The sequence below is a fragment of the Kosakonia sp. H7A genome (assembly GCF_003028445.1).
Lineage (GTDB): Bacteria > Pseudomonadota > Gammaproteobacteria > Enterobacterales > Enterobacteriaceae > Kosakonia > Kosakonia radicincitans.
Genome location: NZ_PYTZ01000001.1, coordinates 191,693 through 217,908 on the forward strand (window position 1 = coordinate 191,693; position 26,216 = coordinate 217,908).

Sequence of the window (26,216 nt, forward strand, 5' to 3'; positions counted from 1 at the left end):
GCCAGCACGAAAAAGAAGACACGGCCTGTTCCACTGGCCGCCCGGACGAACAGATCGTCGGGCATTGCCGCTTTACACGCTTTCTTGTACCCTTCCACGCAACCTATCTCACCTGTTGAAAAGCAGAAATTACCGGACTTCACATGGCTGCTCACACGTCGAAAGATCCCCTGCATGGCGTCACTCTGGAGATGCAAATCAACGCGCTGGTCGCCCGTTACGGCTGGAACGAACTGGGTAAACGCATCAATATTAATTGCTTTAAAAACGAACCAAGCGTTAAATCCAGTCTCAAGTTTCTGCGCCGGACGCCCTGGGCGCGCGCAGAAGTCGAGGCGCTATATCTGGATTCCCTGGATGATGTCGCCCCGGTCAACAAGGATGAGCCCACCTTCAATCCGTGGACCCGCAGTCGAATCATCAATAAGAGCTAATAAGATGTCCCTTAAAAAGTCAGTCGTCCTTTTTGCTACTGCGCTTTTACTGGTCAGTTGTTCCTCCAAACCGCCTAAATCTCTTGTCACGCCGCTACCGCCGGTGGCGAAACAGCCGCTGCCTGCAACAGGAAAAAATTCACAGCCGGTACGCGGCGTCTGGCTGGCGACGGTTTCCCGCCTCGACTGGCCGCCGGTCAACTCGGTGAATGTCAGCAGCGCCGATACGCGCATTCGCATGCAGCAGCAGGCGCTGGTGCAAAAACTGGATAAACTCAAAAGCCTTGGCATAAATACCGTCTTTTTTCAGGTGAAGCCGGACGGCACCGCGCTGTGGCCCTCTAAAATTTTGCCGTGGTCCGACATGCTGACCGGTACGATTGGTCAGGATCCTGGCTACGATCCGTTGCAGTTTGTGATTGATGAAGCACACAAACGCGGCATGAAAGTGCATGCCTGGTTTAACCCGTACCGCGTGGCGGTTAACACGCAGCCTGCAACCATCGCAGCGCTTAACCGCACGCTCCCTTTGCACCCGGCCAGCGTCTTTGTGCTGCATCGCGACTGGATCCGCACCGCCGGTGACCGGCTGGTGCTCGATCCTGGCATTCCCGATGTGCGCGACTGGATCACCAGCATCGTGGCTGAAGTGGTTGCCCATTACCCTGTCGATGGCGTGCAGTTTGATGACTATTTCTATACCGAAACGCCCGGTTCGCAACTGAATGACAACCAGACCTTTCAGCAATATGGCCAGGGTTTTAGCGCCAAAGCGGACTGGCGGCGCAACAACACCCTGCTGCTGATTGAGCAGGTTTCCCGCACCATTAAACAACTGAAACCGGGCGTTGAATTTGGCGTCAGCCCTGCCGGGGTATGGCGCAACCGCTCTTTCGATGCGGCGGGTTCCGACACGCGCGGCGCGGCGGCTTACGATGAATCCTTCGCCGATACCCGTCGCTGGGTGCAGCAGGGGTTGCTGGACTATATCGCCCCGCAAATTTACTGGCCCTTCTCGCGCAGCGCTGCGCGGTATGACGTACTGGCAAAATGGTGGGCCGACGTCGTCAAACCCACCCATACGCGCCTGTATATCGGTATCGCGCTGTATAAAGTGGGTGAACCGTCGAAGATGGAGCCGGACTGGATGGTCAACGGCGGTGTATCGGAGCTGAAAAAACAGCTCGATTTAAACGAATCGCTACCGCAGATTAGCGGCACGATTTTGTTCCGCGAAGATTACCTGAACCGGCCGCAGACGCAGCAAGCGGTCAACTATTTGCGGGAGCGCTGGGGGGAATAACCCCCGCTGGTTAAGAGGGTGAGTCACGAAGAGGCGTTGCATGCTGGATTTAATCAAAGAAAATAGTGTCCTGGTGTCAGTCATTTCATTATGCGTGGCCACCCTTTCGCTGACGCTGAATAAAAAGACCTCCCGCATGACCAGCTACAATTCGCGCGGGAACTATATTGTCTATTTCAGCAAGATCTCGGGGTTGAAAAAATTTTTCACCTCCTCTGGCTTCAGCGTAAAAATCTATAATTCCGCCTTATCCGATATTATCAAGCTCGATCATAAAATTCATATCACCCCGCTGCTCGGCGGTATCCGCCGGGCGCAGATTTTTGACGGCCTCGAAAACCGCAATAATCTCGGCATCAGCAAAACGATCTATCCGGCATTTAAACGCGCGCGGAAAATAAAATTTCCGCGCCGTTATGCCCACGATGATCTTTATAGCTTTCATAGCTCGCCGTTTTTCACCTGGTTTTCAGCCAGCGGTAAACATGCGGCATCCGCCAACCCGGTAGACAGAAAACTCAACCGATACCATAGCTATATCGAAATTACGGATTACTCTGGCCACAGCGAAATCTGGTATTTCTCCTTTTCATTACACTTATCTAATCTCGATACCGATTTTGTAAAAAGCGACAACTGGAAACGGCTCAGGGCTGATGAATCCAGTCATTTTAAATATTATCGCTTTGCGGATTTCACGGTTCTTGCGCCTGTCGATCTGTATAAAAATCTTGCGACCGCTTTAACGCCGCAAAAACCTTTATCAGAAATTCGCGGTTGCAATGAGGAGCATGAAAACTCAGACAAGCTGATGCAAAGCGGTTATGAGCCATTAGAGTACGAACTGCAACAATATGAGCTGCGGGAGTATTACTATTTCCTCAGCAAAATAAAGCAGCACCTCAGTTTTTAAGCATTAACCGCACTTTCACGACATTTCATGCTTCATGGCTCTTCCGTCAGTGCCTCGTAAACGCTGCGCAAGCGCGAGCGTAAATACAGCACGGCTTTGTGTTTGCGGGAAAGTAACGCCTGCTGGCTGGCACCACTCTCCTCCGCCAGTTCTTTATAGCTGTAGCCGTAAAGCTCCGTTTTCTCGAACACCTCGCGCTGTGCGGACGGCAGCTCGGCCAGCGCCTGCTCCAGTTCCTCCCACAGCAGCGTTTTCAGGTATTCCTCTTCCGGGGTTTGCGGCACACCGAACAACGTTTCCGCCAGTTCATCTTCGGCAACATCTCCCTCATCATCAGTGAAAAAACGGGATAACGGCAGTTCCCGTTTTTTGCGCGCCCGATCGGTCATTTCATTGCGCGCTGCGCGAAACAACCAGGCCGCGACATTCTCCACCGGCTGCTCCACCTGCATCAGTTGATATGTCACTTCCTGCAGGATATCGTCGGCATCGTCCCTAACCGCAGTGCGGCCACGGATAAAGGCTTTCAGCCGCGATCGGCAGGCATTAAGCGCTGCCATGAGCAGTGATTCTCCCGCCACACTGGCTTTCATTGTGTTCACTCTACGTCCGGTGTTTTCGGGCGGTTATCATCAGGCTGAGCGCGATCTTCCGCCTGCTCATCGCGATGTCCGCGCCAGCCACAGTGTCCGCGATGTCCGTGACGACCAAAGCCGTCGCGACGATGGCGAATAAACTCTTCGCGCTGTTCCGGCGTCATCTGCATCCAGCGCTCATGCATACGGCGATGCGCCCGCGCCATGCCAAACATCCCCGGCCGAAAACCGAGTCCGCCGAACAAAATGCGGCACAGCACCAGCACGCCCAGCGCCTGCCAGAAGCCAATGCTTTTTACCCCGAGGATGGCGGGCAACAGCGCATTCCACAGCGACATTACCAGCAGCCCCAGTATGACGACCAGCGCCACACCGAAAATCACATGTTTCACCATGCGATGGTGGCCAAAACCGTGTCCACGAGTGTGCCCATGCATATCAAAATCTCTCATCTTCTTCTTTCCTCTTACCGTAGCGGATTGTTGCCTGTGATGGGGTAGACGAATGAGCGATAAAGATATTGCCAGGAAAATGAAATTTTTTCTGCGCCAAACGCCTCCCCATTGAAAAAGATGACAATATTATTATTAGCTCCATCACTTTGTTTTATTAAAAAATTAACTATTCATGTTATTTTTCATTATATTGAAAATAATTTTTCGGTTAATCTTTAATAATATTAAGCACGCTCAGAAATTTATATATTATATATAATATGCCACTTTTTTAGTCTTCCATGTAACCGCTGGAAATCAATGGTTATTTTAAAAATAGTGTTTTAATAAACATTTTTATATTTGCAAAGGCCTCTCCCCCGTCTATATTTTTTTGAGTTAGTCGTTCCGTTAGTTTCAAACCAACAAAGGAATTATCTAATGACTGATTTTGCACGGTCAGTTACGGTTGATATCGCAGATACCAGCCCGGCGACACTGACGCTAAATTACGTTCGCCTTAACGGTGGGCAGTGGCAAAAAACGCCAGAACCCGGTTCAACCATTACTCCAGCCGGAGAAGTCGAGTATGTGAATGGTGTTGAGAGCAATTATGAAACCCTTGGCGGCCAAATTGTTCTGACCCCCGCCTCAGGTGGCCTTATTACTATCAAATGGGACTGGTCTTTTGGTTCGGGCGTTTCTGGCGGCGTCAGGACGGAATCTTTAACCGGACTCGCAGTCAGTTACCAGTGGATCAATACGCAATCAAATCACCCTGTATTACAGGTTACGATCAGCGCCGATACCGCAGCAAAATTACTTCGTGCTCATAAATGAATGAATACTGGCAGGAAATATTTTCCTGCCAGTATTATTTGATGAGGATTGCAAATGGCAAGTAATATAACTGCTGGCAATTTTTCACAAAATAAAAATCTCGCCATTGCACTGGGTAATAATTCGGCCACTACGCTAACGCTGGTGCTGGCCAGCGTAAATCAGGGAGCCTGGGCTGGTACGCCGCCAAAAAATGGTTCAACCTACCCGCCCGCTAATTATTTTTATGCCGTTAATATTGCTGCGAATAGTTATGACGCACTCAGCGGCTCCGTAAAATTTGAGCTCGCCTCTGGGGGGTTCCTCATAGCGCAATGGACCTGGGAACCCGGCACGCCTCTGCGAGTGGATGCCTACTGCGATAGCGACCAGGTACAGATTGATTACAATACCATTAATTCACAATCAAACTCGGCGACGTTCCAGATTACCGTCACTAACGAATAAATTACCCATGCTATTCAGGGGGAATCATGTCCGGGGCTGCGAGCACTAAATTTTCGTTTTCCATTACGTTTCCGGATCAGGGGGGAGGAACAAACCCTGCCGTCGGTCCTTTTATTATTCCTCCGCGATTGAAAAATGCCACCCCGAATAACGATCTGGCGTTGTACTTTTCAGGATATTGCGTCCCCGCCACAACCTCAGCCACCAAAGGTATTCAGCCGGGCGAGATACCGCAACAGAAAGCGTTTGGTTTAAGTTTTACGCAGTCAGGAAGCTCACCTAATCCGGTAATAAAAATAGTGCAGATAACCGTAGTTAAACAATATATTTTTAGTGCACAGACTGCCGATCGTGAAATATTACTCACTTCATTTCGCCTATTTGCCGGGCAACTTGAAAAACTGGAAGTTTCGCTTTCCAGCTCTACTGGCGGGCTTTTACCCTGCGTCACAGAAGCGCTGCTTTATCAAATTGCACTCAATATGCCGTTAACATTAAGTGAATTACTGCAATTCACTTATCACTTTAATATTAATGATCAATATATTGATCTGGAGCCGGGTTTTTCACTGACCATTGCCGCTGCCGGATACCAATATATTGCGCCTCCCGCCAGCCCTGGTTATGGATTGAATGCGTTTACCCTGTCCGGTACGCAAACAGTCAGCCTCGGCTGGCAGCAAGACGGGAAATTATCATTCAACGGTTTTGCATCCCGTTTTACGCACGGCGTTGAGTTATCTCCGCCGACGCCACCCGATGAGAACTACCCGTGTCTGATTTTCGCCGCCAGCCCTATCGATCTTCAGTTAAGCGGCAATGCCCGCCGACACTGGCGGCTGATTACACCGTCATCGCTGCCATCGCCGCAGAATGTGGATAACAGCGGCAGCAGCAGCGTTGACAGCGCGTTGTTACTGGGCGCTGACACCTACACCGATTTAGCGGCGGCCACCGAGGCGGCGATTGGCGGTGGGCAATTTTGTATCACGCCGGACGCCGACAATAATCCGATCGTGGCCATCGCATTTACCAGCAGAGTTTTTGTCACGCCCGCTATTGGCATCTTTGTCAATGATATTGCCCAACAGGTTCCGGTCGGGACATCGATGCGCGACATCGTCTTTCAGTATTTGCTGGTTCCGCCCGCACACATTGTCACTTCCGGTTCGAATGTCGATAGCACATCGCTGAGTTGCAAATTACAACGCTGGGTGGCCAATAGCGAAAAACCCTTTTCCTCCACCTCGCCAGGCCCAACGGTTCAGGTCGACTATTTTGATTTCTCGCCAGACAGCACTTCAGGCCTGCCGCTGAGCGGACCGGACGGCGACGTATTCGATATTCCGCTGTTAAAAGGCGATCGGATTTATGTCGGCCCGAAAGATGGATATCAACTTAGCCTTACGGAGTAGTACACGCGCGCTTCTTGTTCGTCAGCACCCCAGGTGAGGGCCAGGAAATGAACAGCACTAAAAATTATTTTACAACGCTTCCCGTGAGCTTTCTGTTGCTGTTGGTCTGCACAGAGGGGTATGCAGCCGTTAAGTTTACGATCCGTTCGCAAAACTTTCTCCATTTGGGATGGGGAACATCCGCTGTGAATAAAAATAAATGTCTTGCGCTTGACGAGATGATGCAAGCCAACGACGTGATTATTATTCAGGAGTTAATGCAGCACGCTGATCCCTGTCCTGCTGAAACAACAAAAAATAAGTTCCAGTTTATCGTTAATTCGACGGGGTTGGGTTCCAGTTCTTATAAAGAGTATTACGGTTTTTATATCAAACCGCCGAAAGTTAGCTTTACCAATGATAGATACCAGGCTGGTGGAACCTTTGAGCGACCGCCTTATGCCATTGGACTGAAAGTCACCGTCAGTGCCACCAGCAAATATATCTGGGTCGGTAATATTCATTCTATTTTTGGTAAAAGAGTACAGCAACGATACGACGAGGCCGCTGAAGTAAAAGATTTTTATCAATACATGATAAACGTACGAATAACGGGCGCACCCAAAGCAAAAAACTACCCCTTTATTATCGGCGGGGACTGGAATATCCCCCTTAAAAATAAGGCCGGGAAATACACAAAAGGCTTCGAGTGGCTGCCAACGAACAATGCGGAGGGAGCCCCGAACGTCCCAACGTCACTGAGTGCAAAAGGCAAACGCGCCAGCGCCTACGATCATTTTATTTATGCCGATAGCCTCACGGTAAATAACGTTCAAATTCTGACAAGCGCTTCCTTCGCCTCGGATCTCTCATGGCGTCAAAACGTGACCGATCACCTGGGAATTAGCGCAGAGGTAACCATCCCATGACTCCTCTTAATGTCTCGCGCTTGCTTCGTCAATCAACATACTTACTTGCCACCTGCTGTCTGGCGATCCCGTTAATGGCGTACGCCGATAAGCCGAATTTTTATGTGCCGGAAGCCTGTAAAGGTAAGGCAAGCGGCGCCGGGCTGGAGAATCCTTCCGACGTGCTGCCGCCGCAAGTCACAGCGTATTATGTTGATCTTGTGACTCCGGATATCGTATTTCTCTCCATCGATAGCGTCTCCCCGATACCGGATAGCAAGTTTTGGTCGGCGAAGATCAATATTCCACCTGTCACTAAAAACAAAAATGGCTACAAGGGCTCGTTTATCCTTGATGTCTCTTATACCCCGCTATTGAACGTTTTTGTGCAAAAAAATGCGAGTTCCCCTGGCGTTAAAGCTTTTACCCTGCCAAGAGCCGCCACGCTACCCAAGGACGCAGAACTTCTTCCGGTCGTGGATGTGACTATTTATAACGAAGATCATAGCGCAACGCTTGCAGGCGCCTTTGTGCAATTTCACTCCGCCGCTCTCACCGCAGCAATAGTTGGCATGGATGACACATCCCCGACGCTAACCGAAGAGGCGGATGACAATGGGATCATCAAGTTGCAGTGCATGATTTTCCTCGAGGGTGCGAACTGGGTCACTGTCTACGATAAAGATCACCAATACCGCTACGATGCCCCGCTGGAGCTGATTAACCCCGCAGGCGCGTTAAGCACCACACGCGTGACAAAAAGTGGGGAGGAGTAAAATGGCTCATTTCGTGCCGTGTTATGCGGGTTCGCGTTTGTACATCGCGCCGGGCGGCGAAAACTGCTTTGGTGGCTTTTTACTCTCAACAGACGTCACCACGCTGCCTGACAGCCTCACCGTTGAACAGGCGCTTTATGCGTACCACGGATGGTTTGTTCAGCTTCCCGCCACGGCCATTACGGATCTGGCGGCATTTGAGCAAAAAGCGCAGGTCTGGTTTCGCAACTCAGCGCGAAAGGATGCGCTGGCGGCCTGGTTCACCAGCATTGCGGGATTAACCGCAACCGTCCTGTTTGCCCGTAAAAACGGAACCGACGTAACCCTGCTGCGCACGGCGGAAGTGCCGTTCGGCAATTTTGCCCTTTCATTGCCGAAAGACAGCACGATAGTGGCGTCAGCCCAGGCGTTAACCTTTAGTCGCGGTACGCTGCTGGTTACCCCTACCGGCGAGCGAACCCCGCAGCCGTTCGCCCTCGATCATCTCGGGCTGGAATTGCTGAATGACGCCGCGCCGAATAATGTGCTGTCGCTGGCGTTTTCCGTCACCAGCGAAGCCGCAAGTGATGTTCTGGATATTGGATTACGCAGTTTCTCTGCGCCCGCAGAGGGCGGCTATACCCAAACCGCACTGTACCGAATCTTTAATTTGCAGGATGCGACTTCGCAGTTAACGCTTCAGGGGACCCTTGATCCCCTCGCCCCCTGCGACACCACGCGCTCCTTCCTGCAGCTGTCCAGCGGTGCGCTTTCGCTGCCCACGTACTATCAATCCGCGGCAGGCGCGGCGGTAGAGGTAAAACCACTCGCCAGCGCCGGGCTGGTGTTTACCGAACGGCTGGCGGCGGTCGATGCCAGCGGTCAGCCCGTCATTCTGCGCGGTAACCAGTCTCTATATCTGACGCCCGCAGGTGAGTTCGAATTTCTGCTCTCGTCGCAGGGGCAAGCCGACGCCACCTCCGCCTCGCTGCAAAACGCACTGATGGGAGGATTATCCTCTGTCGAGTATTTCAAATATACCGGTAACCCAATACTGGCGTTCACTCCCCATCAGGATGCGTTTGCCCGTACGTTGCAAAATGCCGCCCCCGGGCGCGATCGGGTATTCGGGACTCTGACAGGGGCCGGGAAAACATCATGGGTGACACTGCAAACCGCGCAAAGCAGCGAATACTTCGCCCAGCCCGACAGCTCGGTCTTACACCAGGCTCCCGACGCTGCCGCAGACGCTGATTTTCTGACCTACCTGCCCGTTTCCGTCGGTGACGTTGAGGACCAGCAAACCCGCCTCGCCCGCTCAGATAACGGTGATTTACCTCCCGTCGCCTTCCCGCTGGCGCCCTACCGTTCGATTAAAGCGACCAACATCTCCGGCACTGATATCAGAAATATGGAGACTCAGGTGTTGTCGCCGAAACGTCGCACCGTTGTCCAGACGCTGATTCAGACAGGAGAAAGCGCCGGACGTTTACGCGCATCGCTGCCTTCGCCACCTTTCTCAACAACACCGCAGGGATTACTGCTGGCGCTGGGTGAGGACGCGACAGGGTTAACCTGGCAGCAACTGACGCTGGGGCAATCCAGCGCGGCAAACACGCCGCCCCATCGCGCCGACAGGCTACTGTTGAGCCACGTGAACGGCGAACTGAAATCCGCATTACAGACGAACCAGCTTTTTCTGGTCATCACTGGCGCCGGGATCATGAGCCAGTGCGCGTCGATTCCCTATTCCCTCACCGCCGTGCGGCAGCGGCAGCTCGCTTTGCAAATAACAGATCCGGACGTCAACGCGAAACTTGCCGCGATGGTGCCGACACAGTGGCCCGATTTAGCATCACTGCGCGCCGATCTGGCGGCCAGGTTTACACCGGAACAACTGGAAAACGTGTTCGACACCGTGCGCAATGCTCTGGGTGATTTCAGCCTGTTTGTCGCAGACTGGGAATTCGATCTCTCCCCTTGGCGTTGGGTCAATTACAACACCCTGTTACTGTTCAAATTCTGTAATAAAAAGCTGTCGCAACTGGTTGACGATACGGAGCAATGGGCGGACGCAGATCGTTTCAACAGCTCAGCGGATGGCACAAGACAACGGATTCAGGCGATTTTTGCTGCCGCCACCGAACGCGTTGCGACCGGTGATGGCGATTTGTCTTATTTCGTTAATACGGTGATGGAGAGCGAAAGCTGGAATGGCGTTCTCGCACTGAACGCCCAGGTCCCGCTGACCGGGCTTCCTCCTCAGCTTGAGGGGCTGGCCGCCGGAATTGATGTCTCGCGTTTTCAGGCGCACCACATCGGTATTTCCGTCACGCCGATCGCAACAGGCCAGAGCACCTGGACCAGCCACCCCAGTTCAGTCTTTGGCCTGATTGATTATGAAGACAGTGAACACCTTTCAGGAAACGCGCCTTACGACTTCAAAGTCCTGTCGCTGAAGGTGGCGATAGCGAACTCCGGGATCGTCTCGTTTTCCAGCAAAATCGAACTGCTCATCAACCAGCTCTTTGAAGAACCCGCCACACAGTATTCATCGTCAAGCGGCAACAACCTTTTGCTGTATGGCGTTTATCAAAAATCCGGCAACAGCGGAAGTTATCTGTTTACGACCGCGGATCACACCACCTACGGCATAACCAGCCAGATCCTTGATGCCGTCGGTATCCGGGCGGCAAGTTTTGTTACGGCCAGCGGCGGTAAAGCCGACGCGGAGAACAGCACAACGCGCACAACGTTTGCGCTCAATGGAACCATCGGTTTCCTGCAACAGCCGCAGTTTGACCTGCTTTCCTATGGCGCCGCCACGCCAAATCAAGGGAATGGCAATGTGGAAGGGTTGGCCTATTCCGGCCTGACAATCGATATGACCTTTGATCCTGCCACGCCGCAGTACCGGCAGTTTACGTTTAATGCCCAGCCGCTTTTGCCGGATGCCAACGCCAGCCAGGTCCGTGCGCAAAGCCTGGCGGCACATTTTCCCATGAAACTCACGGCTCTGATTCAGGGGACTGGCGACGTCACACCCGACAAAATGGCGTATATGCCGGTGGATTCGCCGCTCAACGGCATAGCGATGACCGCGCCGTGGTTTGGGTTGCAATATGAACTGGATCTCGGCTCGGCGGGCGCGCTGGCCGCCAAAATCGATTTCACCGCCGGCCTGCTCCTCGCCTGGTCTCCGGCAAGCCAGACGCGTCAATCCGGGATCTACATTGGCCTGCACTTGCCAGGGGTGAAAGGTGGAGAGCGCGCTATCCCGATTGAAGGCGTACTCAAACTGGTTTTCGCTGATGTCACCTTCCTGGTGGATCCGCCGACCTACATTCTCAAGCTGGGCGATATCGCCCTCAAACTCCTTGCCCTGAGCTTTCCACCGAACGGGCAAATTGATCTTTTGATGTTTGGTAACCCGGATGCGCAGACCAGCGGCGCACTGGGCTGGTACGCCGCCTGGGTGAAAAACGGCGCAGACGGCGCGGGGGGAAAACAGGTGCAGCGCCTAACACAGTTGCACTCAGAATCCGCACTTTCCCAACTCCAGCAGCGACTTCTGGCGGCACAGAGGAGCCAATAATGCCCGGCAAAAAAACGCGCAACGCGCCATCCAGCATCGATACGCCGATTCAGAATCTGTGGAATACCCTGCTGTCGGCAGGTTACCTGTCAGCCGATCAGAAAAAATTCAACCTGCCGGCCGCCAATACACTGTACTCAGCGCCTGTCACTGCGCTGCTTAATGATGCGGATCTCTTTCCCACCGCCTCGCTGGTGATGACTCTTAGCGGGGTGCAACCACCGGGCGACGGTAATACGATAGTTCTGACGGGGCAAATTGATGGCAATTCTTTCAATGTTTCCCAACCGGCAGCCAGCGCCACCTTTAGCGTAACGGCGAACGGCGTCGCGCAACTCAGCGTCAGCACACACCTTCCCGACAACAGCGCTGCGTTAGGTACTGCGTTTCCGGGGCTGAAGCCCCACGATAAAAAACAAAACGTTTCTGCTGCGGCTATAACCCTGTTCCGCAATGCCGTATTTACCGCCTCATCCTCTGATGCTGGCACAGGCGTAACGTTCAGCGGGCAGCCGGTCGCCGGTTCCAGCTATCAGGGAATGTGGAAAACCCGTCCTGCCGCGATGCAGGGGAGCATCACCCAGTGGCCGACCCGGGACCGCGCGCTGTCGCCCGCCTTTGTGTTACGTTCGGAGCCTGTTGACGCCGTTCCGGCTGCCGGATTGCTACCGCTAAAAGCGGGGTTACTGTTTGTTTCATCGCAAGCCGACGACGATACCAGCCATGGTATCGCCACTTTTGATGCCGGAACGCTGGCGCTGTCGGGGATTGAGTTGCATTTCCCTCTCCTTGATGACGGCGACCCCCTTGCGCTGAGCAACGATTCGCTCGCGGTCTCCCTGAGTTCGGTCGCCGATATCGCCAGCCTGCTGATGGGCGAAGTCGCAGATGCCCTGCTGCCGAACCGCTTTCCTCTGGGAACCGATCTGCTGCTGCAAGAACTGACATTCACCCTCGACATTACGGCGTCCAGAACGTTGCAGGTGTCGGCGACGGTCAAAGCCCACACGGAAATCCATTTGCTGCCGCTCAATCTGGCGGTGCTGGAGAGTGTCATCTTCACCTTCAGCGTGGGCGTCGATCTCTCAGCATGGATCGCTATCAATGGCCTGTTCAAACTCAATGGCCAGGAACAACTGAAATTTTACGGCGGATTAAGTTTCTCTGTACCCGGCGGTAGTGACAGTGTCACGTTAGTGGCATACAACGATGCCGAGATCGATATCCTGCAATTACTGAATATCGTCCCCGGTTTGCCAACACTGCCAGAGTCAGGAATTGTCACCCCGGCGGGGGGATTATCTGCGCAGATCCAGCCCGCTACCGGCGCCTGGCAGTTCAGCGGAACCATTGCGCCCAAATCGGGAGCCTGGACACTGGAGTTTGGCCGCGGCATCAAAGCCGTGTCGCTGAAAAGTTTGCGCCTCGATCTGGAGCGGACGCCGACCAACTTAACCGCCACCATTCAGGCACACACGGAATTTTTGGGGATCCCGTTTATCGTCAGCGCACAAACCTCGACGCAATCCAGAGCCTGGGTGTTTGAGGGGCGCATGATCGCAAGCAAGCCGGTGAGTCTGATCAGTGTTGCCAGCCAGTTGCTGCCCTTCATTCCGCAATCCCTGCCGACGGATATTACGCTGAATGCGCTGCAGGTGAAGTTTAATACCGCCGCCAACACCTTCATGGTACAGACCACCCTGCAATGGACGCTCGACTTCCTGCCAATCAGTATTACGGCCGATCTGTTGATCAGGTCGGACCGCGCGAAAGCCAGCGATCCGGCAAGTTATTCCGGGCAGTTAACCGGCATTGTTGATATCAACAACATGATCCTCACCTGCTCTTACATCTTTAGCCCGACGACGACAGACATTATTTTTGCCTACCGCAACCTTAAAGTGGTTTATCACAAAGATGACATCGATCCCTACGTTGCAGTGAGTCTGGAAAAGAGCAATGTGGGCGATCTGTTTGCGTTTCTTCTCTCCTTTGCCCAACCGGGGCGAAATATAGCGCTGGGCGATCCCTGGAATGCGCTGGAGAAAATTTCGCTTCCAAATCTGACGGTCAACGTACATCTCAAAACCCGCAAAATTAACGTCAGCATCGGGCTCAATGTCGATCTCGGGTTTATCAAGATTACGCAATTCACCCTGACCTATGTGAAACAGTACGGCAAACCCAAATTCAACCTTGAACTGAGCTGTGAATTTCTGGGGCAGCGCTACGGAGGCGATAATAAACCGCTAAGCTGGGATCCGCTTAATCAGGCACCGCCAGTGGTGCCCGGTGCGGGTACACAGGTTTTCGACCTTGAATATCTGGGTATCGGCCAACGCATGACCCTGCGCGGTGAGATGCCCACCACCATGGATGGGGTGATCAAACGACTGGAAAACGCGCTGATTCCGGTGGGGAATCCAACCCGGAACCCGGCGAATCAGCTTCCAGGCCTGAGCTATGACGCCGGTTCGGACTGGATGATCGGCACGCGTTTTACGGCCATGTCGACCGTGTCATTAAGTATGGTGTTCAACGATCCACGCGTGTATGGTCTGCTGATCCAGCTAGCCGGTTCACGCGCGGGCCCGCTGGCGGGTCTGCGTTTTGAGATCCTGTATCGAAAAATCAGCGACAACGTCGGCGTATACCATATTGAGCTGACGTTACCCGACACCATGCGCCATCTGGAGTTTGGCGAGGTTTCCATTACCCTGCCGATTGTCACTGTTGATATCTTTACCAACGGCAATTTTCGTATCGACGCCGGATTCCCTCCGTCGCTCACCGACTTTTCCCGCAGTTTTTCGGTACAGGTCTTTCCATTTATCGGCTACGGCGGTTTCTACTTTGGCGTTCTCAATGGTGAAACATCCACAACCATACCGCGCATCTCTAACGGCAATTTCACCCCGGTTATCGAATTTGGTTTTGCCTTGCAGGTCGGCGTCGGTAAAACGCTGTCGCTGGGCATTCTCTCCGGCGGCATCAGCATCACCGTCGGCGGCATGCTGCAAGGCACGCTCTCATGGTTCAACCCCATCGATCAGGCTTTGGTGCCCGAAAACTATTTCCACCTTCGCGGTGCTCTGGCGGTTATCGGCCAGGTGTATGCCACCGTTGACTTCGGCATTATTCAGGCCAGTGTGTCGCTCACCATTTACGTCTCGGCGGCGATTGATGTCGAAAGTTATCGGGCGATCCTGCTGAGTGTCAGCGCCGGGGTTCGCGTTAAAGTCAGTATCAAAATTATCTTTATCCGTATCAATTTCAGCTTCTCGGCAACAATCACCGAAACTTTCCCGATTGGTTCAAACCGCCAGACACCGTGGATACTTTCCGCGCCCGCCAGTAATACCGGCGTACAACGCAGCCTCTATCGCGCGAAAAGCCCGTTCATTCGCCAGCCGCAGTATGGTCAACTCCGCCTGCGACCGGCGAGAACGATGATGGCCCGCCATATCTTGTCCCGCTATCGGAATAACGCGGGTGCGCCTCTGTGCGTTAATGTCACGGCGATTCCCTTATTCTCCCAGGCGATTGCCGATGATTTTGCCTTTTCCGGCGCGCCGACGGTTCCCTTTGCGGGGAAAAACCCGGTGCTGGCTCTCCTGCTGGGGATTGAAACCTCCACGGACGCAGCCAGCGGCACAAATCAGTTGCTGAGCTTTATGTCCGACTGGCTTTCATCGCTGATTGGCGATGAACATGCCACGCTCTCCGCCGCTGTCGTCGATGAGATCCTTGATGCCCTCAAAGCGCCAGATGCCGTAACGGATATTTTTAGCTATACCAACCTGGTACACCTTTTTGACAACCATCATATTCAGTTCACGTTGCAACCGCGCCCGCAGCAGGCGCAGGCCGACGGCAGCGAACTGCCGATGGCGCTGATGGCGATGATCCCGGAATTGTCGCTGGAGACGCCGGACTACACGATTAACTTCCTCACCGATCGCATCCCTGCGGCGGGTTACGAGCAGCGGATTCAGGACTATTTTGCCGATCTGGCCGCGCAGTTTGCCGAACGCCAGGGCTGGAACAGCAATAAAACCCAGGACGCCAGTCAACCGGACAGTATGGCGCGACTGATCTTCCGCTACTACTTCCTGATGCTGGCGCGCAGTCTGCTACAGCAAACGAAAAGTTTTATGGCCGAAGCCGAGTGGCCGTTATCGGAGAAAGAGGCCGCTCATGCCTCACTCCAGACGCTGGCCAACCGTTTCAACAACAATTATACCGTCCGCGCAGGGGAAGATTTTCCCGCTATCGCCGCCTGGTTCAGCGTAACCCCGCAGGCGCTGGAAGCCGCCAACCCGCAGTTTGAGGGTGCCGCGCCCGCCGCAGGCGATACGCTGTTCATTCCTGCGCCCGCCGTCAGCTACATTGCACAGCCGGGGGACACGCTGGAAAGTCTTGCAGCCTGTTTTGCGCTGGAGCCGGATGAGCTCCAGCAGGCAAACCCGCAGGTGAATTTCCACCCACTGGCAGGCGGAACTCAGCTTGCCATTCCGGCGATGCGCATTCTGCATAAAGTGCTCGACGGCGAAGTGGCCGCGACCATTGCTGCCGATTTCGGTCTTTCGCTTCAGGCGTTGCGCGCGGCCAATCCGCAGGTGAATTTCAACCCGCTAAAACCCGGCACCCTATTATTAATCCCCCTCACCGTAAGCCCGTATGCCATTGCGGAAAGCAATCAGCAGAAAGCAGGCAAACTGCGGGCGGGCATGCTGCTGCCGCTGGGCGATATTCCCTTTCTGACCCAAAATGGCGACACCTTTGCCAGCCTCGCGGCACGATTTGGCGCAAACGATGTTGCGCTGGTTGCCAGCAACCAGAATGTGCTGGGGCTACTGCGCGCCGCACAAAAATTGCCGCTTGGCGATTTCACCTGCACCAGCAGAGACGGCGACAGCCTGAATGGCATCATCGCCTACTGGTATGCGCGTAACACCGGTTTCAACGCCCAAAATTTGCTGGCTGACAATCCCACATTGCGGCTTGCCGCGCCGCAAACCCTGAACATTCCGCAGCTAAACGAAAACGACAAACGGGTAACTCTGGCGCATGAGGAGCGCGTGCAGGATTTCCTGCTGGCGAATAGCACCACCCTTGACGTGCTGATCGCCAGCAACAATGCGATTGCGCTGGCGACGGGCCAAACGCTGCTGTTGAAAAACATTATCGTTGTTGCCAGCAATAGTTTCCTGCTTCAGTACACGGCGGGCACCGGCGAGACTCCGTTGCTGCTGGCGCAACGGTTCTTTGAACCCTCGCCAGCCGCCCAGGTTACCGCACTGCTCAGCATCCGGCAGTGGAACGGGAATATTGCGGCGGAAAGCCCCTTCGCCACCGGTAGCCTCGTGGTGATCCCGTACTTCACCACGCCGGGCAACATTTGCCGCCAGTTTGGTATCACCCTGGCGGAGCTTTGCCGCCGCAGCACGCTGTTAAGCGACAGCAACCTGCTGGCAGCAAATGTGTCCCTGCTGGCTGAACAAGTCACACACCGGATCGTCACGAACGAGACGCTCGCAGAGATTGCGCAAAACTACAATTTGTCGCTGGAACAGCTCACCGGGCGGATTGCCACCCTCGGCGGCCTGTTTGCCGATGAAGCGAAAACCCTCTCCGTCAAGGCGATTCCGGGATTCCGCCGTTCACTGCTCGCCAGCGTGCTGGCGCAAACCGGCAACTACACCAATGCCCTTAACATGTCGACGCGGTTTATGCTCAATGGCTTACGCCTGCCGGACCCCGACTTCCCGCAACAAGGCAGCCTGGCGATAAACACCCCGGCGGCATACCCGCTGTATGCGCTGGTTGGGCAGGAGTACCCGCTGGCACCTCCAGATGCGCAAAAAGGATATACCCTGACACTGACGGGCAGCGATGCCTGTTGGATCAACATTCCTGGCGGGAAACTGGCAATCCCCCTGCTCGCTGAAGAGATAGCACGCATTGCCGAACTGGCGACGGCCGAGCTGGATACCGCAAACATCGTCAGCCAGGCGATTCCGCTGTATAGCTGGTTGCCCGATCGGCAGACCGTCTCCGCCACGGCGATATGGGCAACCGAAGAGGTGCCGGAAGGCATTACGTTACCCTCGCAGCGGGTGAGCACGCCGCGGATCTGGAGCATGCCTGACGCATTGATTCGCGCCATTGCTGAAAGCCCTGACCGTCGGCTGCCTTATCGGGGCTGCTTCGGCACCCCATTGCCCGATGGCAACATCGACACGACGGTGCTTCAGGCGGCGCGCTACGCGACAGCGATTGATTTCACCATCGAGAAACCCGATGCCTCCCGACCCGGAATGTATCTGCTCTCCGGTACCGATCAAGCCGGGTTGCAGCGGGTATTAAACTTATGGACTTACCTGAAAAATAACGACGCCGTGGGCGCAACGCTGTATCTGGCCTATCGCGAACAGCAGGCCAGCAACAGTAATGGAACGCAAACCAGCGATCGGCTTGATCGGGCAAACAGCTTCCTGCTGAAGACCAACCTTTCGACAGAGAGTCACGGCGAGTTCCAGACACTGCTGCGCACAAACTCTGCGGTGATGCTGAACGACGGACTGATTGATGCGTCGCTGGCCACCCTGACCACTGAAGACAGCCGGAATTTTTTACAGCTGCTCTGGGAGTGCTCGGTGGTCAAAAACGGCGGTTACTACCTCTACTACCAGAAGGAAGATGGAACGCCAGGGCTGCCTGGATCGCTGTTTAGCGATGGCAAACAGGCCTCGCTGCAGCTGATTGCGCTACTGAGCAATCAGACGGCGGACGCCGGAATTGCCCGATCGTTTAACAACATTCTGATTGTTGGCGATAACGTTGACCAAAGTGCGAACAGTATCTTCTTTGAAGCCACGACACACACTGTCGTGGAGGGCGACACGCTGAATCACATTGCGGTGAATGCACCGCCCATACTGGCGCTTTCCGGGCAGTCGCTCGGTGAAATCAATCAGCTCATCATGGGCGTATTACGCACGGGATGCGAGGTGGCAGGCCAGATGGTTTTGCCCTCCGACAGCATCAGTTCGATTGCCCTGCGTGCGGGAAAAACGGTCGCGGAGATTGTCGCCGCGCTGGTCGATCGGCCAGAGATGTTACGCACCGGCGCCCTCGTGATGCTGGCGGGAAAACCCGTTCAGCCAGTGAACAACGGCGATACGCTGGAGAGCATCGCCAGCGAGTATGATTTTCTCGATCCTGCGGCATTGGTTGCCCTGAATGCGCACCGAACGCCGCTTCTGGCAGCAGGCACCAGCTTTAACCTGCCAGGCGGGGAACGCTATATCCTCCAGGCCGGAGATACCTTTTTCTCCATTGCGCAGGCAAAACAACAGGATCTGTCGTTGCTCGGCGATCTGAATGCCACAAACCCGATCCTGCTCGCTGACGCCGTCATTACCGTCGCGGCCAATACGCTCAAATTGTGCGCCAGCCTGCCGCCAGGCCATGCGGGTTTCACGCTGCAACGTAGCAATCCGCAAGTTGAGAGCGCGGCGGAAACAACGACATCCGCACTGGGGACGCTCTATAACCTGGCCGGGTTCCAACTGGCCGCGAATGCAACGCTCAATGCCTCAAATGAAGGATTACCGGCAGGGCCAACCAATGACACTGACGAAAGTCTCTGGCAATACCGCCAGATTCTGTCGCTTATCGCCTTCGCCCGGAACAAAAGTAACGAGGGAAATGTCGCCCTGCCGTCTGCCGCGCAAAGCCCCTACCGCGCTGTCAGTGCGGGCGGTCAGGCGGATATCGCGCTCTGTTTACAGGATATTCTCGGCAACCGTACGGTCGGCTCATCGCTTCCGGCTGCCCATTCCCCGACGGGGTACACCGACGAACTGCTCGGTCCTGGTGCCTGGCCATCCGTGAATACCACTTACCGGTTCCAGCCACGAAATGGCGGCGGCGCACTGGCGGTGACCGCACAGCTCTCTGCAACGCCCTTCCTGCCGGATGCTTCTGCCGTGCCTGTGCGGGGCGGGCTTCCTTCCGGGCAACTGGTGACTGCGGCCGCCAGCAGAGCGCAACAGGCGCGCCTGCAATACCAGACGGCCAGTTGGCAACTCCAGCAGCCCGATATCACCGCCCGCTTATCGACAACGCTTGGCGAACTGGACGATAACGCAGCGTTAAGCCTGGCGCTTCGCTACGATCTGCTGGGCCTGGCAAACTCAGCCTGGATCTTTACCGGCATTGCCGCCGGGATAGAGCCAACCCGGATTACGCTCGGGCCGGAAACCGCGTTGAAAAATTTTGCTGATGTGCTCAGCCACTATCCGGCAAGCGGAGAAATGGTGGCGAAAATCAATCAGTACCTGCGGGCGGATCTGCTGTTTGGCGCGGCGACGCCGCTTATCGTTCCGCATAATGTTCTGACCAAAGCGGGCGACACCCCGCAGGCGGTGATCGATCACCTCGAAGATACCATCGATTTAACCACTCTCGGCCGGAATAACATGCAGCTCGCGGTTGCCCTGGACACGGTGTTCAGCACCGCCACCCGCAGCGTGGTTCTGGATGTGGCGGGTCAATCGCTCAATGCGCTGGCGCTCAGTTTCGGTTGCGCGATTGCCACCTCGGCGGGGAATATTTCCGGTATGGCCGCGACCTGCCAGTTGCTGACACTGGGCAAAGATGTGGTGCTTAGCTGGTCGGATCCGGTTAGCGGCAATAGCTGGCAGTATGGCCCAGAGGCCGGAGAAAACCGTTCACTCGCTGCTGCGGCGGCGTGGTTCGCGCAGCAGGTTAAAGCCAGCCAGCAGCGCGAAAACGTCAACATTACGGTGGATGATGTCGCCGTTGAGAATCAATTTGTAAACGGCATTTTTGCCAGCGGGCAAACGCTGTCCATCGCCTCTGTCATCGCCCATTCCGGCGATACCATCGCCAGCCTGTTGGCCGATTTTGGTGCGCCACAGGGTAACCAGAGCGATCCGCTCGCAAACTTCATGGCCGCCAATGCGAATGTGCCCAATGTCTGGCCAGTCAGCACCGCCCTCTACATCCAGGATACAGCGCTGATCATTGAGGAGGGCCAGACGCTGGAATCACTGGCGCAACAGGCAGCAATATCAACAGGAAGCATTATTGCCAACAACCTGCGTCTGCCGTTTAACAGCGCAACCAGCATGCTGATCCCCTTCAGCGGCGACAATCAGGAGATGATGGCGGGCAGTCTGCTGATCGCCAGCGGCCAGCCTCTCTCTGCTCTCGCCAGTGCGCTGGCGATGAGTAGCCGTGATTTACTCACGCTTAACGAGACGCTGCCGGCGCTCTTCTCCGGTAGCCCAATTGGCACCGTCACGCCAGCGCTCAGCGATACCCCGCAGAATATCGCCCGGGGTCTTGCTATCACCGTCGGGGAACTGGCCGACAGGATTGCTGATGACCCTGGAGCACTGCGTAGCGGAGCGCTGCTCGTCACCCCTACAGTGCGATCGAGGGAAAGCGAGACAATCAAAGCCGTGGCGCTGCGGCTGAACTGCACGGCTGAAGCGCTGATTGCCGCCAATGCTTGCCTGCCCGGCTGGATAACCGCGGGCCAAAGCATCACGGTCGATGGCGCGCCGTACCTCGTCAGGGAAAATGACACCCTGGCGTTACTCCTCGCACGTATTAATGAAGCTCGCCTCTCCAGCCGCCAGCCTCCGCTCTCCACCCCGGAATTTGCCGCTGTTGCACAGGGTCTGGCGCTCTCTGCGCGCGCGATCATTACGCCCGTAGTGATCCTGCAACTGTCGGCGCAGGTACAACCTTATGCTGAGCGGGCCATCCAGAATCTGGGCGTCAGCCTCGCGGTTTCACGCGATCCGGCGATGATGGCCGCCGGGTTCGATTCAGCGCCGCTGATGGTTTCGTCAACCACATCCATTACCGCCGCGCCTTTCTCCGCCAGCGACAATCTGCAATCTCTTACGCAGTTTGCCATTGATTTTGAAAACGCCTTCCGCGGCCTGAAGCTGGCAACCGGCCCGCAACAGACGCAGGGAAATACGCTACTGAAACAGGCATCGATGCGGGCAGCGGTCAATGGCGGCGCGACCCAGAGTAAAGATAAGAGCTTGTGGGTGGTGAATTTTTCCGATCGTGGCAGTTATGTGAATTATGCGGTTGATGCCCAAAGCGCCCGCTATTTCGCCCTGCCGCCGCTGACCACACTTGCGTGGAACGGCAACGCTCAACAGGTAAGCTACAGCCCGCAACAGGGGCTGGAGTGGGGTTCCGGCACTACCGCATTCCGCGCGGCAGATCCGGAGCAGTGGCAACAACAGTTGTTCTCCGCCATTGATTTGGTGTTGTCGCCAGAGTATGCGGTTGCGGGTGCCAATCACCCGAAAACGCGCGCAGCGATCCAACAGATCATCACGGCGAAACAGCAGATCGCCAACGGCGTGGCACAGCGGGTGCAGCCCATTATCAGCGGTAATAATCAGGGGCAGACGGAAGCCATTAATGCGATGGAGCAGCAATTACTTGTGGCCCTGAGCAGCGCATCAACGGTGCAGTCGCTGATTCAGCTTGATCTCAATGTCTCTGGCGACGGCGCGCCGCCAATGGCCGATATTGCCAGTGCGCCCCAGCTTTCCGGAAAATTAACGACCCACATCGTCAACACGCAACAGATCGCCGCCAATAACGATGCTCCGCTGGCGCCGCTTGCTGAAATGACCGGGGTATCACCGCGCTATCTGGCGACAATCCTCGCGACGACGCGCAACATTATCCGGCCTGATTTGACGATTGCCCGCAAAGATCAGCCCGACAAAATCTGTGTGACGAGCACCAGCGATACGCTCAGCAGCATTGCGCAGGCTCTGGAGTTGCCACTTTATGAACTGGCCGGAAAGAGCAAAATCCTCGGCACTCCGCAGCCTCTGTTTTTGCATAACACGGCGATTAACGTCACCCCGACGGCCGCACCACAGACGCTGACCACCCTGACCAGTGTAGCCAGTTGGGCGAATACCACTATCGCGGATGTGATTGTGGCAAACCAGCAACGCACAGACTTTTTTAGTGCCGGTTCAACCCTCACCCTGGGCAACACGTCATTTACCCCCTCGGCCAGCGATACCCTGGAAAAGATCGCGCTGTTCTTTGGCGATGTTGAGACTTTCGCCACGCAATTGGGTAGCGTGGATGCCGGCAGTCTGAGCGGGCATTATCAGCTCAATGACAGCGCGCCTCCGCGTGGCCTGACGCTGGTTCCACAAATCTCGCTGTCGACCGCGAAAGTCGCTCTCGCGCAGGGGATTACGCGGTTAACCACCGCATTTGGCGTTAAAGATCCGATGGTTCAGCGTAACGTCACCCTGCAACTGGCGTATCAGGTTAACCAGCTTGAGTTCGACCGTCATGGTATCGCGGGGGTTCACGGCTACCAGGATTCCAGCTGGTTATCATTTATTATTCCGCTGGAGGATGTCACCCAGACTGATGGCCAGATTGGGCAGTTGCAAATCCCGGTGCCATTGAACAGTTATCCGCAGCCTGCTGTGGTTTCCAGACAAACCGCGTCAGCCGCCACGCCTGCAGAGAATGCCGTCGCGACGCTGGCGCAGTGGGATTATGCATTCACGGCGACCCGCCAGTTTGCCGCCCAGGATCAGGCCACCTTCGAGATACTGTTTAACCAGCCCGATGATGGGGTAAGTTCGCCGCTGGTGCGCGATTCACGCTATGAACCGATCATTACGCTGCTGGCCGCTTTTTCTACCGTGTGGGACGTCATCGCTTCCGACCTCGCACAGTTGAAGGATGCAACCCAGCAATCCATTCCACTTCCGGCAATTAATGCGCTGAATGGGTTAGCCAGTTTCGCTGAGAAAATTGGCGACGCATGGGCCAATCTGCGTAGCGTTGCGCCCGATCTCAAAGGATTGCCGACGCGTCGTTATCTTTATCTGTTGTCGATTCTGACCCCCAATACGCCAACGGAGATCTCATCAATCAGCCTCGAACGCCTTGAACAACGCAGCGATTTCGGCAGCGAACCGGATGATTTCCTCTTCACCTGTTCTGCGGCTTTTGCGGCCGATCTGGATAAGCGGCTCATCCCGGCGGCGCTGGAGACGCGCATGACCGAGTGCGGATTCCCCCCAGGCGCGGAGAGTTATGTCACCGTCGGAGCACCGGGTTCAGACTGGATGATCTACGCTCCGCAGGCTACCCAGAGCTATGCCGGAGGCAAAACTGTGATGGCTCCGCAGACCTTCCGCTTACAGCGAAAAGCCGACGAAGAGACGATTCTGGTTTCGCGACAGATCCTGTGGCCTGCAATTGATACCGGTGAAGGACAGCGTTTTGTCAGCCATCAGATGGGGAACCGACTGATTTACGATCTACCGCAAGAAGGACTGCCGATTACCGATCTGCTTACCCTGCCGATGGTTTTCTATCGTCTGAATATCATGGGGCTACAGGATGCGTGGGGAGGCACGTCGATTGCGCGCAATGCTAACTTGCTGGCCGGTAAGCGCATCAACCCGGACTTTATCTACCAGACGCCGCTGGCCATGTTCCCGACGCGCATCTCCCCGCTGCTGGCGGATACCACGGTGACAACGCTGACGGGAGAAACACTGGAAGAGGCGCTGGCCACGCTGTTTCAGACGCTCACCGCAGGCCAGGCGGCCATTCTCGGCGCATCGCATCGCGCGATGCGTATCGCGGCCTGCTGGTGGTCTGGCGCCGATCCGTCACAGGACCCATTGACCACACCACTGCGGGTGAGCACGCCGTTAACGCTCTCGCCGCTGTATGCGTTTGACGTGGCCTCCGACTGGAAAACGGGGCACTACATTTCCCGCCTGGTGCAACAAATGCAAAAACAGACCGCGGTGCTGGGGGTGACCCCGCGCGCGCCAGGGCGCTGGGTTGTCGATATTCTGATCTACAGTTACCAGGAGGATCAAAACGCGAAAGCACTTACCGCATTGTTGGATATCAGGAATAAAACCTACCCGGCAAGCTGAAATAGAGCCAACGAAAAATGCCGTTAATTTAATTAACGGCATTGACTTATTATTGTGCAATGTTTTGCCAACGGTAAAGAAATACACCATCGCTATTTAAACATTATTTCAGCAAAACATTGCGTGCTATTTCTTCTTGTACACATCGGCGGTGGCATGGATCTTTTTCCTGGTCTGATCCGACGTGACAATATAGATATCACCGCCCTTTTCATCCGCCAGTTTGCTCAGCGCATGACGGGCGTCCATTGGCGACATCTCATCAGAGGTGGTAATTTCGCCAATCTTTTCATATTGCGAAGAAACTTTGTCAAAGTCTGCCTTTTCCATCAGTTTCGCGGCCCAGGCATTACCGGCTAATAATGTTAACGCGCTAATAATCACTAAACTTTTTTTGTTCATCACCGCATTCTCCAGATCGTTTATGAGATTGTTGTAAATAACAGAAAAGCACAGTCGATCATTTACTCTATAACAGTAGTCGAAGAATAAAAGATTACAATATAACCACTCAATGGACGTATTTAATCCACAGAGCCAGGTAAATAAATAAAACATGCATCTCAAATATCATATACAATACCCGGCAATTTATTGCGTGGTATTTTCAGGAGCCTGGTGATGAAAAATTCACACCTCAACCTTCCCGCCGGTTATTTTGGCATTGTGCTCGGTATTATCGGGCTGGGCTTTTCCTGGCGCTTTGCCGCCACTTTTTGGCCGGTCACACTGTGGCCTGCGAATACGCTGATTATTCTGGCTATTGTTATCTGGGTACTGCTGACGCTGGCGTTTTTCACCCGCCTGTTGCACCACTCCGGCACGCTGCTTGAAGAGGTTACCCATCCATTAAAAAGCAGTTTTGTCAGCCTGCTGCCCGCCACCTCCATGCTGGTGGCGATCGGTCTGACGCCCTGGTGCTACTCGCTGGCACTGGCGCTTTTTCTGCCCGCCGTCGCCTGCCAGCTTGCCTATGCCGCCTGGCAAACGGCCGGATTATGGCGCGGCACCCATCCGAAAGAAGCCACCACGCCAGGGCTTTATCTGCCAACCGTCGCCAATAACTTTATCAGCGCCATGGCCTGCGGTGCGCTCGGTTTTAACGATGTCGGGATGCTGTTTCTCGGCGCCGGGCTCTTCTCCTGGCTGAGCCTTGAACCGGCGATCCTCAGCCGCCTGCGCAACCTGGATGAGATGTCCCCTGCGGTGCGTACCTCGCTCGGCATTCAGATGGCGCCCGCGTTTGTCGCCTGTAGCGCCTGGCTCAGCGTCAACGGCGGCCAGGTGGATGTGTTCGCGAAACTGCTGTTCGGTTACGGGCTGCTGCAAATGCTGTTTATGATCCGCCTGATCCCCTGGTACAGCGCCCAGCCGTTTAATCCGTCGTTCTGGAGTTTCTCCTTCGGCGTGGCGTCGCTTGCCACCACCTCTATCCGGCTGGGACATGCCGCGCCCGGCGGCGCACTCTACTGGATGTCATTCCCGCTGTTTATTGCCGCCAATCTGGTAATTGGTCTGCTGATTGTCAAAACGTTTTCCCTGCTGCTGCAAGGAAAACTGCTCGTTCGAAGCTAAACGGTTGGGCGTCAGCCG

At 55.0% G+C, this 26,216-nt stretch carries 14 protein-coding genes; 11 read left to right on the top strand and 3 right to left on the bottom strand.

The genetic code is table 11. The features are described from left to right. Positions 1-143 precede the first annotated feature (143 nt). From CWM66_RS00860 to CWM66_RS00870, 3 genes are read left to right on the top strand one after another with little or no spacing between them, the layout of a single operon-like run. Positions 144-434: a VF530 family DNA-binding protein gene (locus CWM66_RS00860; RefSeq protein WP_035885737.1), complete on the top strand. Its 291-nt coding sequence runs from the start codon at positions 144-146 to the stop codon at positions 432-434. A gap of 4 nt (positions 435-438) precedes the next feature. Then, on the top strand, positions 439-1,737 hold the full coding sequence (locus CWM66_RS00865; protein ID WP_107146136.1) for a glycoside hydrolase family 10 protein: 1,299 nt from the start codon (positions 439-441) through the stop codon (positions 1,735-1,737). 40 nt (positions 1,738-1,777) lie between these two features. Then, positions 1,778-2,650 carry a hypothetical protein gene (locus CWM66_RS00870; protein WP_107146137.1) on the top strand — a complete coding sequence of 291 codons (873 nt, stop codon included), beginning with the start codon at positions 1,778-1,780 and terminating at the stop codon, positions 2,648-2,650. 32 nt (positions 2,651-2,682) lie between these two features. Here CWM66_RS00870 and CWM66_RS00875 read toward each other — a convergent pair whose 3' ends face one another. Together CWM66_RS00875 and CWM66_RS00880 are read right to left on the bottom strand one after the other, a co-directional pair. Next, a complete protein-coding gene (locus CWM66_RS00875; protein ID WP_035885830.1) occupies positions 2,683-3,243 on the bottom strand; it encodes an RNA polymerase sigma factor in 561 nt (186 codons plus the stop codon). 5 nt (positions 3,244-3,248) lie between these two features. Continuing rightward, positions 3,249-3,698, bottom strand: coding sequence for a hypothetical protein (locus CWM66_RS00880; protein ID WP_035885741.1), 450 nt, complete (start codon positions 3,696-3,698; stop codon positions 3,249-3,251). Positions 3,699-4,121: 423 nt separating this feature from the next. On the opposite strand from CWM66_RS00880, the gene CWM66_RS00885 reads away from it, so the two are divergent. The 7 genes from CWM66_RS00885 to CWM66_RS00915 are packed head-to-tail and all read left to right on the top strand — an operon-like array spanning position 4,122 to position 24,623. Next, entirely contained in the window at positions 4,122-4,520 is a 399-nt protein-coding gene (locus CWM66_RS00885) for a hypothetical protein (protein WP_007375003.1), read from the top strand. A gap of 54 nt (positions 4,521-4,574) precedes the next feature. Next, positions 4,575-4,967, top strand: a complete 393-nt coding sequence (locus CWM66_RS00890; RefSeq protein ID WP_007375002.1) for a hypothetical protein — start codon at positions 4,575-4,577, stop codon at positions 4,965-4,967. Positions 4,968-4,993: 26 nt separating this feature from the next. Next, positions 4,994-6,382, top strand: a complete 1,389-nt coding sequence (locus CWM66_RS00895; protein WP_107146138.1) for a hypothetical protein — start codon at positions 4,994-4,996, stop codon at positions 6,380-6,382. Positions 6,383-6,429: 47 nt separating this feature from the next. Continuing rightward, positions 6,430-7,290, top strand: coding sequence for a hypothetical protein (locus CWM66_RS00900; RefSeq protein WP_050998954.1), 861 nt, complete (start codon positions 6,430-6,432; stop codon positions 7,288-7,290). Further along, positions 7,287-8,045 carry a hypothetical protein gene (locus CWM66_RS00905; protein ID WP_143091364.1) on the top strand — a complete coding sequence of 253 codons (759 nt, stop codon included), beginning with the start codon at positions 7,287-7,289 and terminating at the stop codon, positions 8,043-8,045. Before CWM66_RS00900 ends, CWM66_RS00905 begins: the two co-directional genes overlap by 4 nt. A 1-nt stretch (position 8,046) precedes the next feature. After that, positions 8,047-11,619 (top strand): hemagglutinin, encoded by a 3,573-nt coding sequence (locus CWM66_RS00910; protein ID WP_107146139.1) that lies wholly within the window; start codon positions 8,047-8,049, stop codon positions 11,617-11,619. Then, positions 11,619-24,623, top strand: coding sequence for a LysM domain-containing protein (locus tag CWM66_RS00915; protein ID WP_107146140.1), 13,005 nt, complete (start codon positions 11,619-11,621; stop codon positions 24,621-24,623). Before CWM66_RS00910 ends, CWM66_RS00915 begins: the two co-directional genes overlap by 1 nt. A 126-nt stretch (positions 24,624-24,749) precedes the next feature. On the opposite strand, the gene yahO is transcribed toward CWM66_RS00915, so the two are convergent. Then, positions 24,750-25,025 carry a DUF1471 family periplasmic protein YahO gene (yahO, locus tag CWM66_RS00920; RefSeq protein WP_090396909.1) on the bottom strand — a complete coding sequence of 92 codons (276 nt, stop codon included), beginning with the start codon at positions 25,023-25,025 and terminating at the stop codon, positions 24,750-24,752. 219 nt (positions 25,026-25,244) lie between these two features. Here yahO and tehA point away from each other — a divergent pair, with 219 nt between their 5' ends. Further along, on the top strand, positions 25,245-26,198 hold the full coding sequence (gene tehA / locus CWM66_RS00925) for a dicarboxylate transporter/tellurite-resistance protein TehA (protein WP_079517943.1): 954 nt from the start codon (positions 25,245-25,247) through the stop codon (positions 26,196-26,198). Positions 26,199-26,216 lie beyond the last annotated feature (18 nt).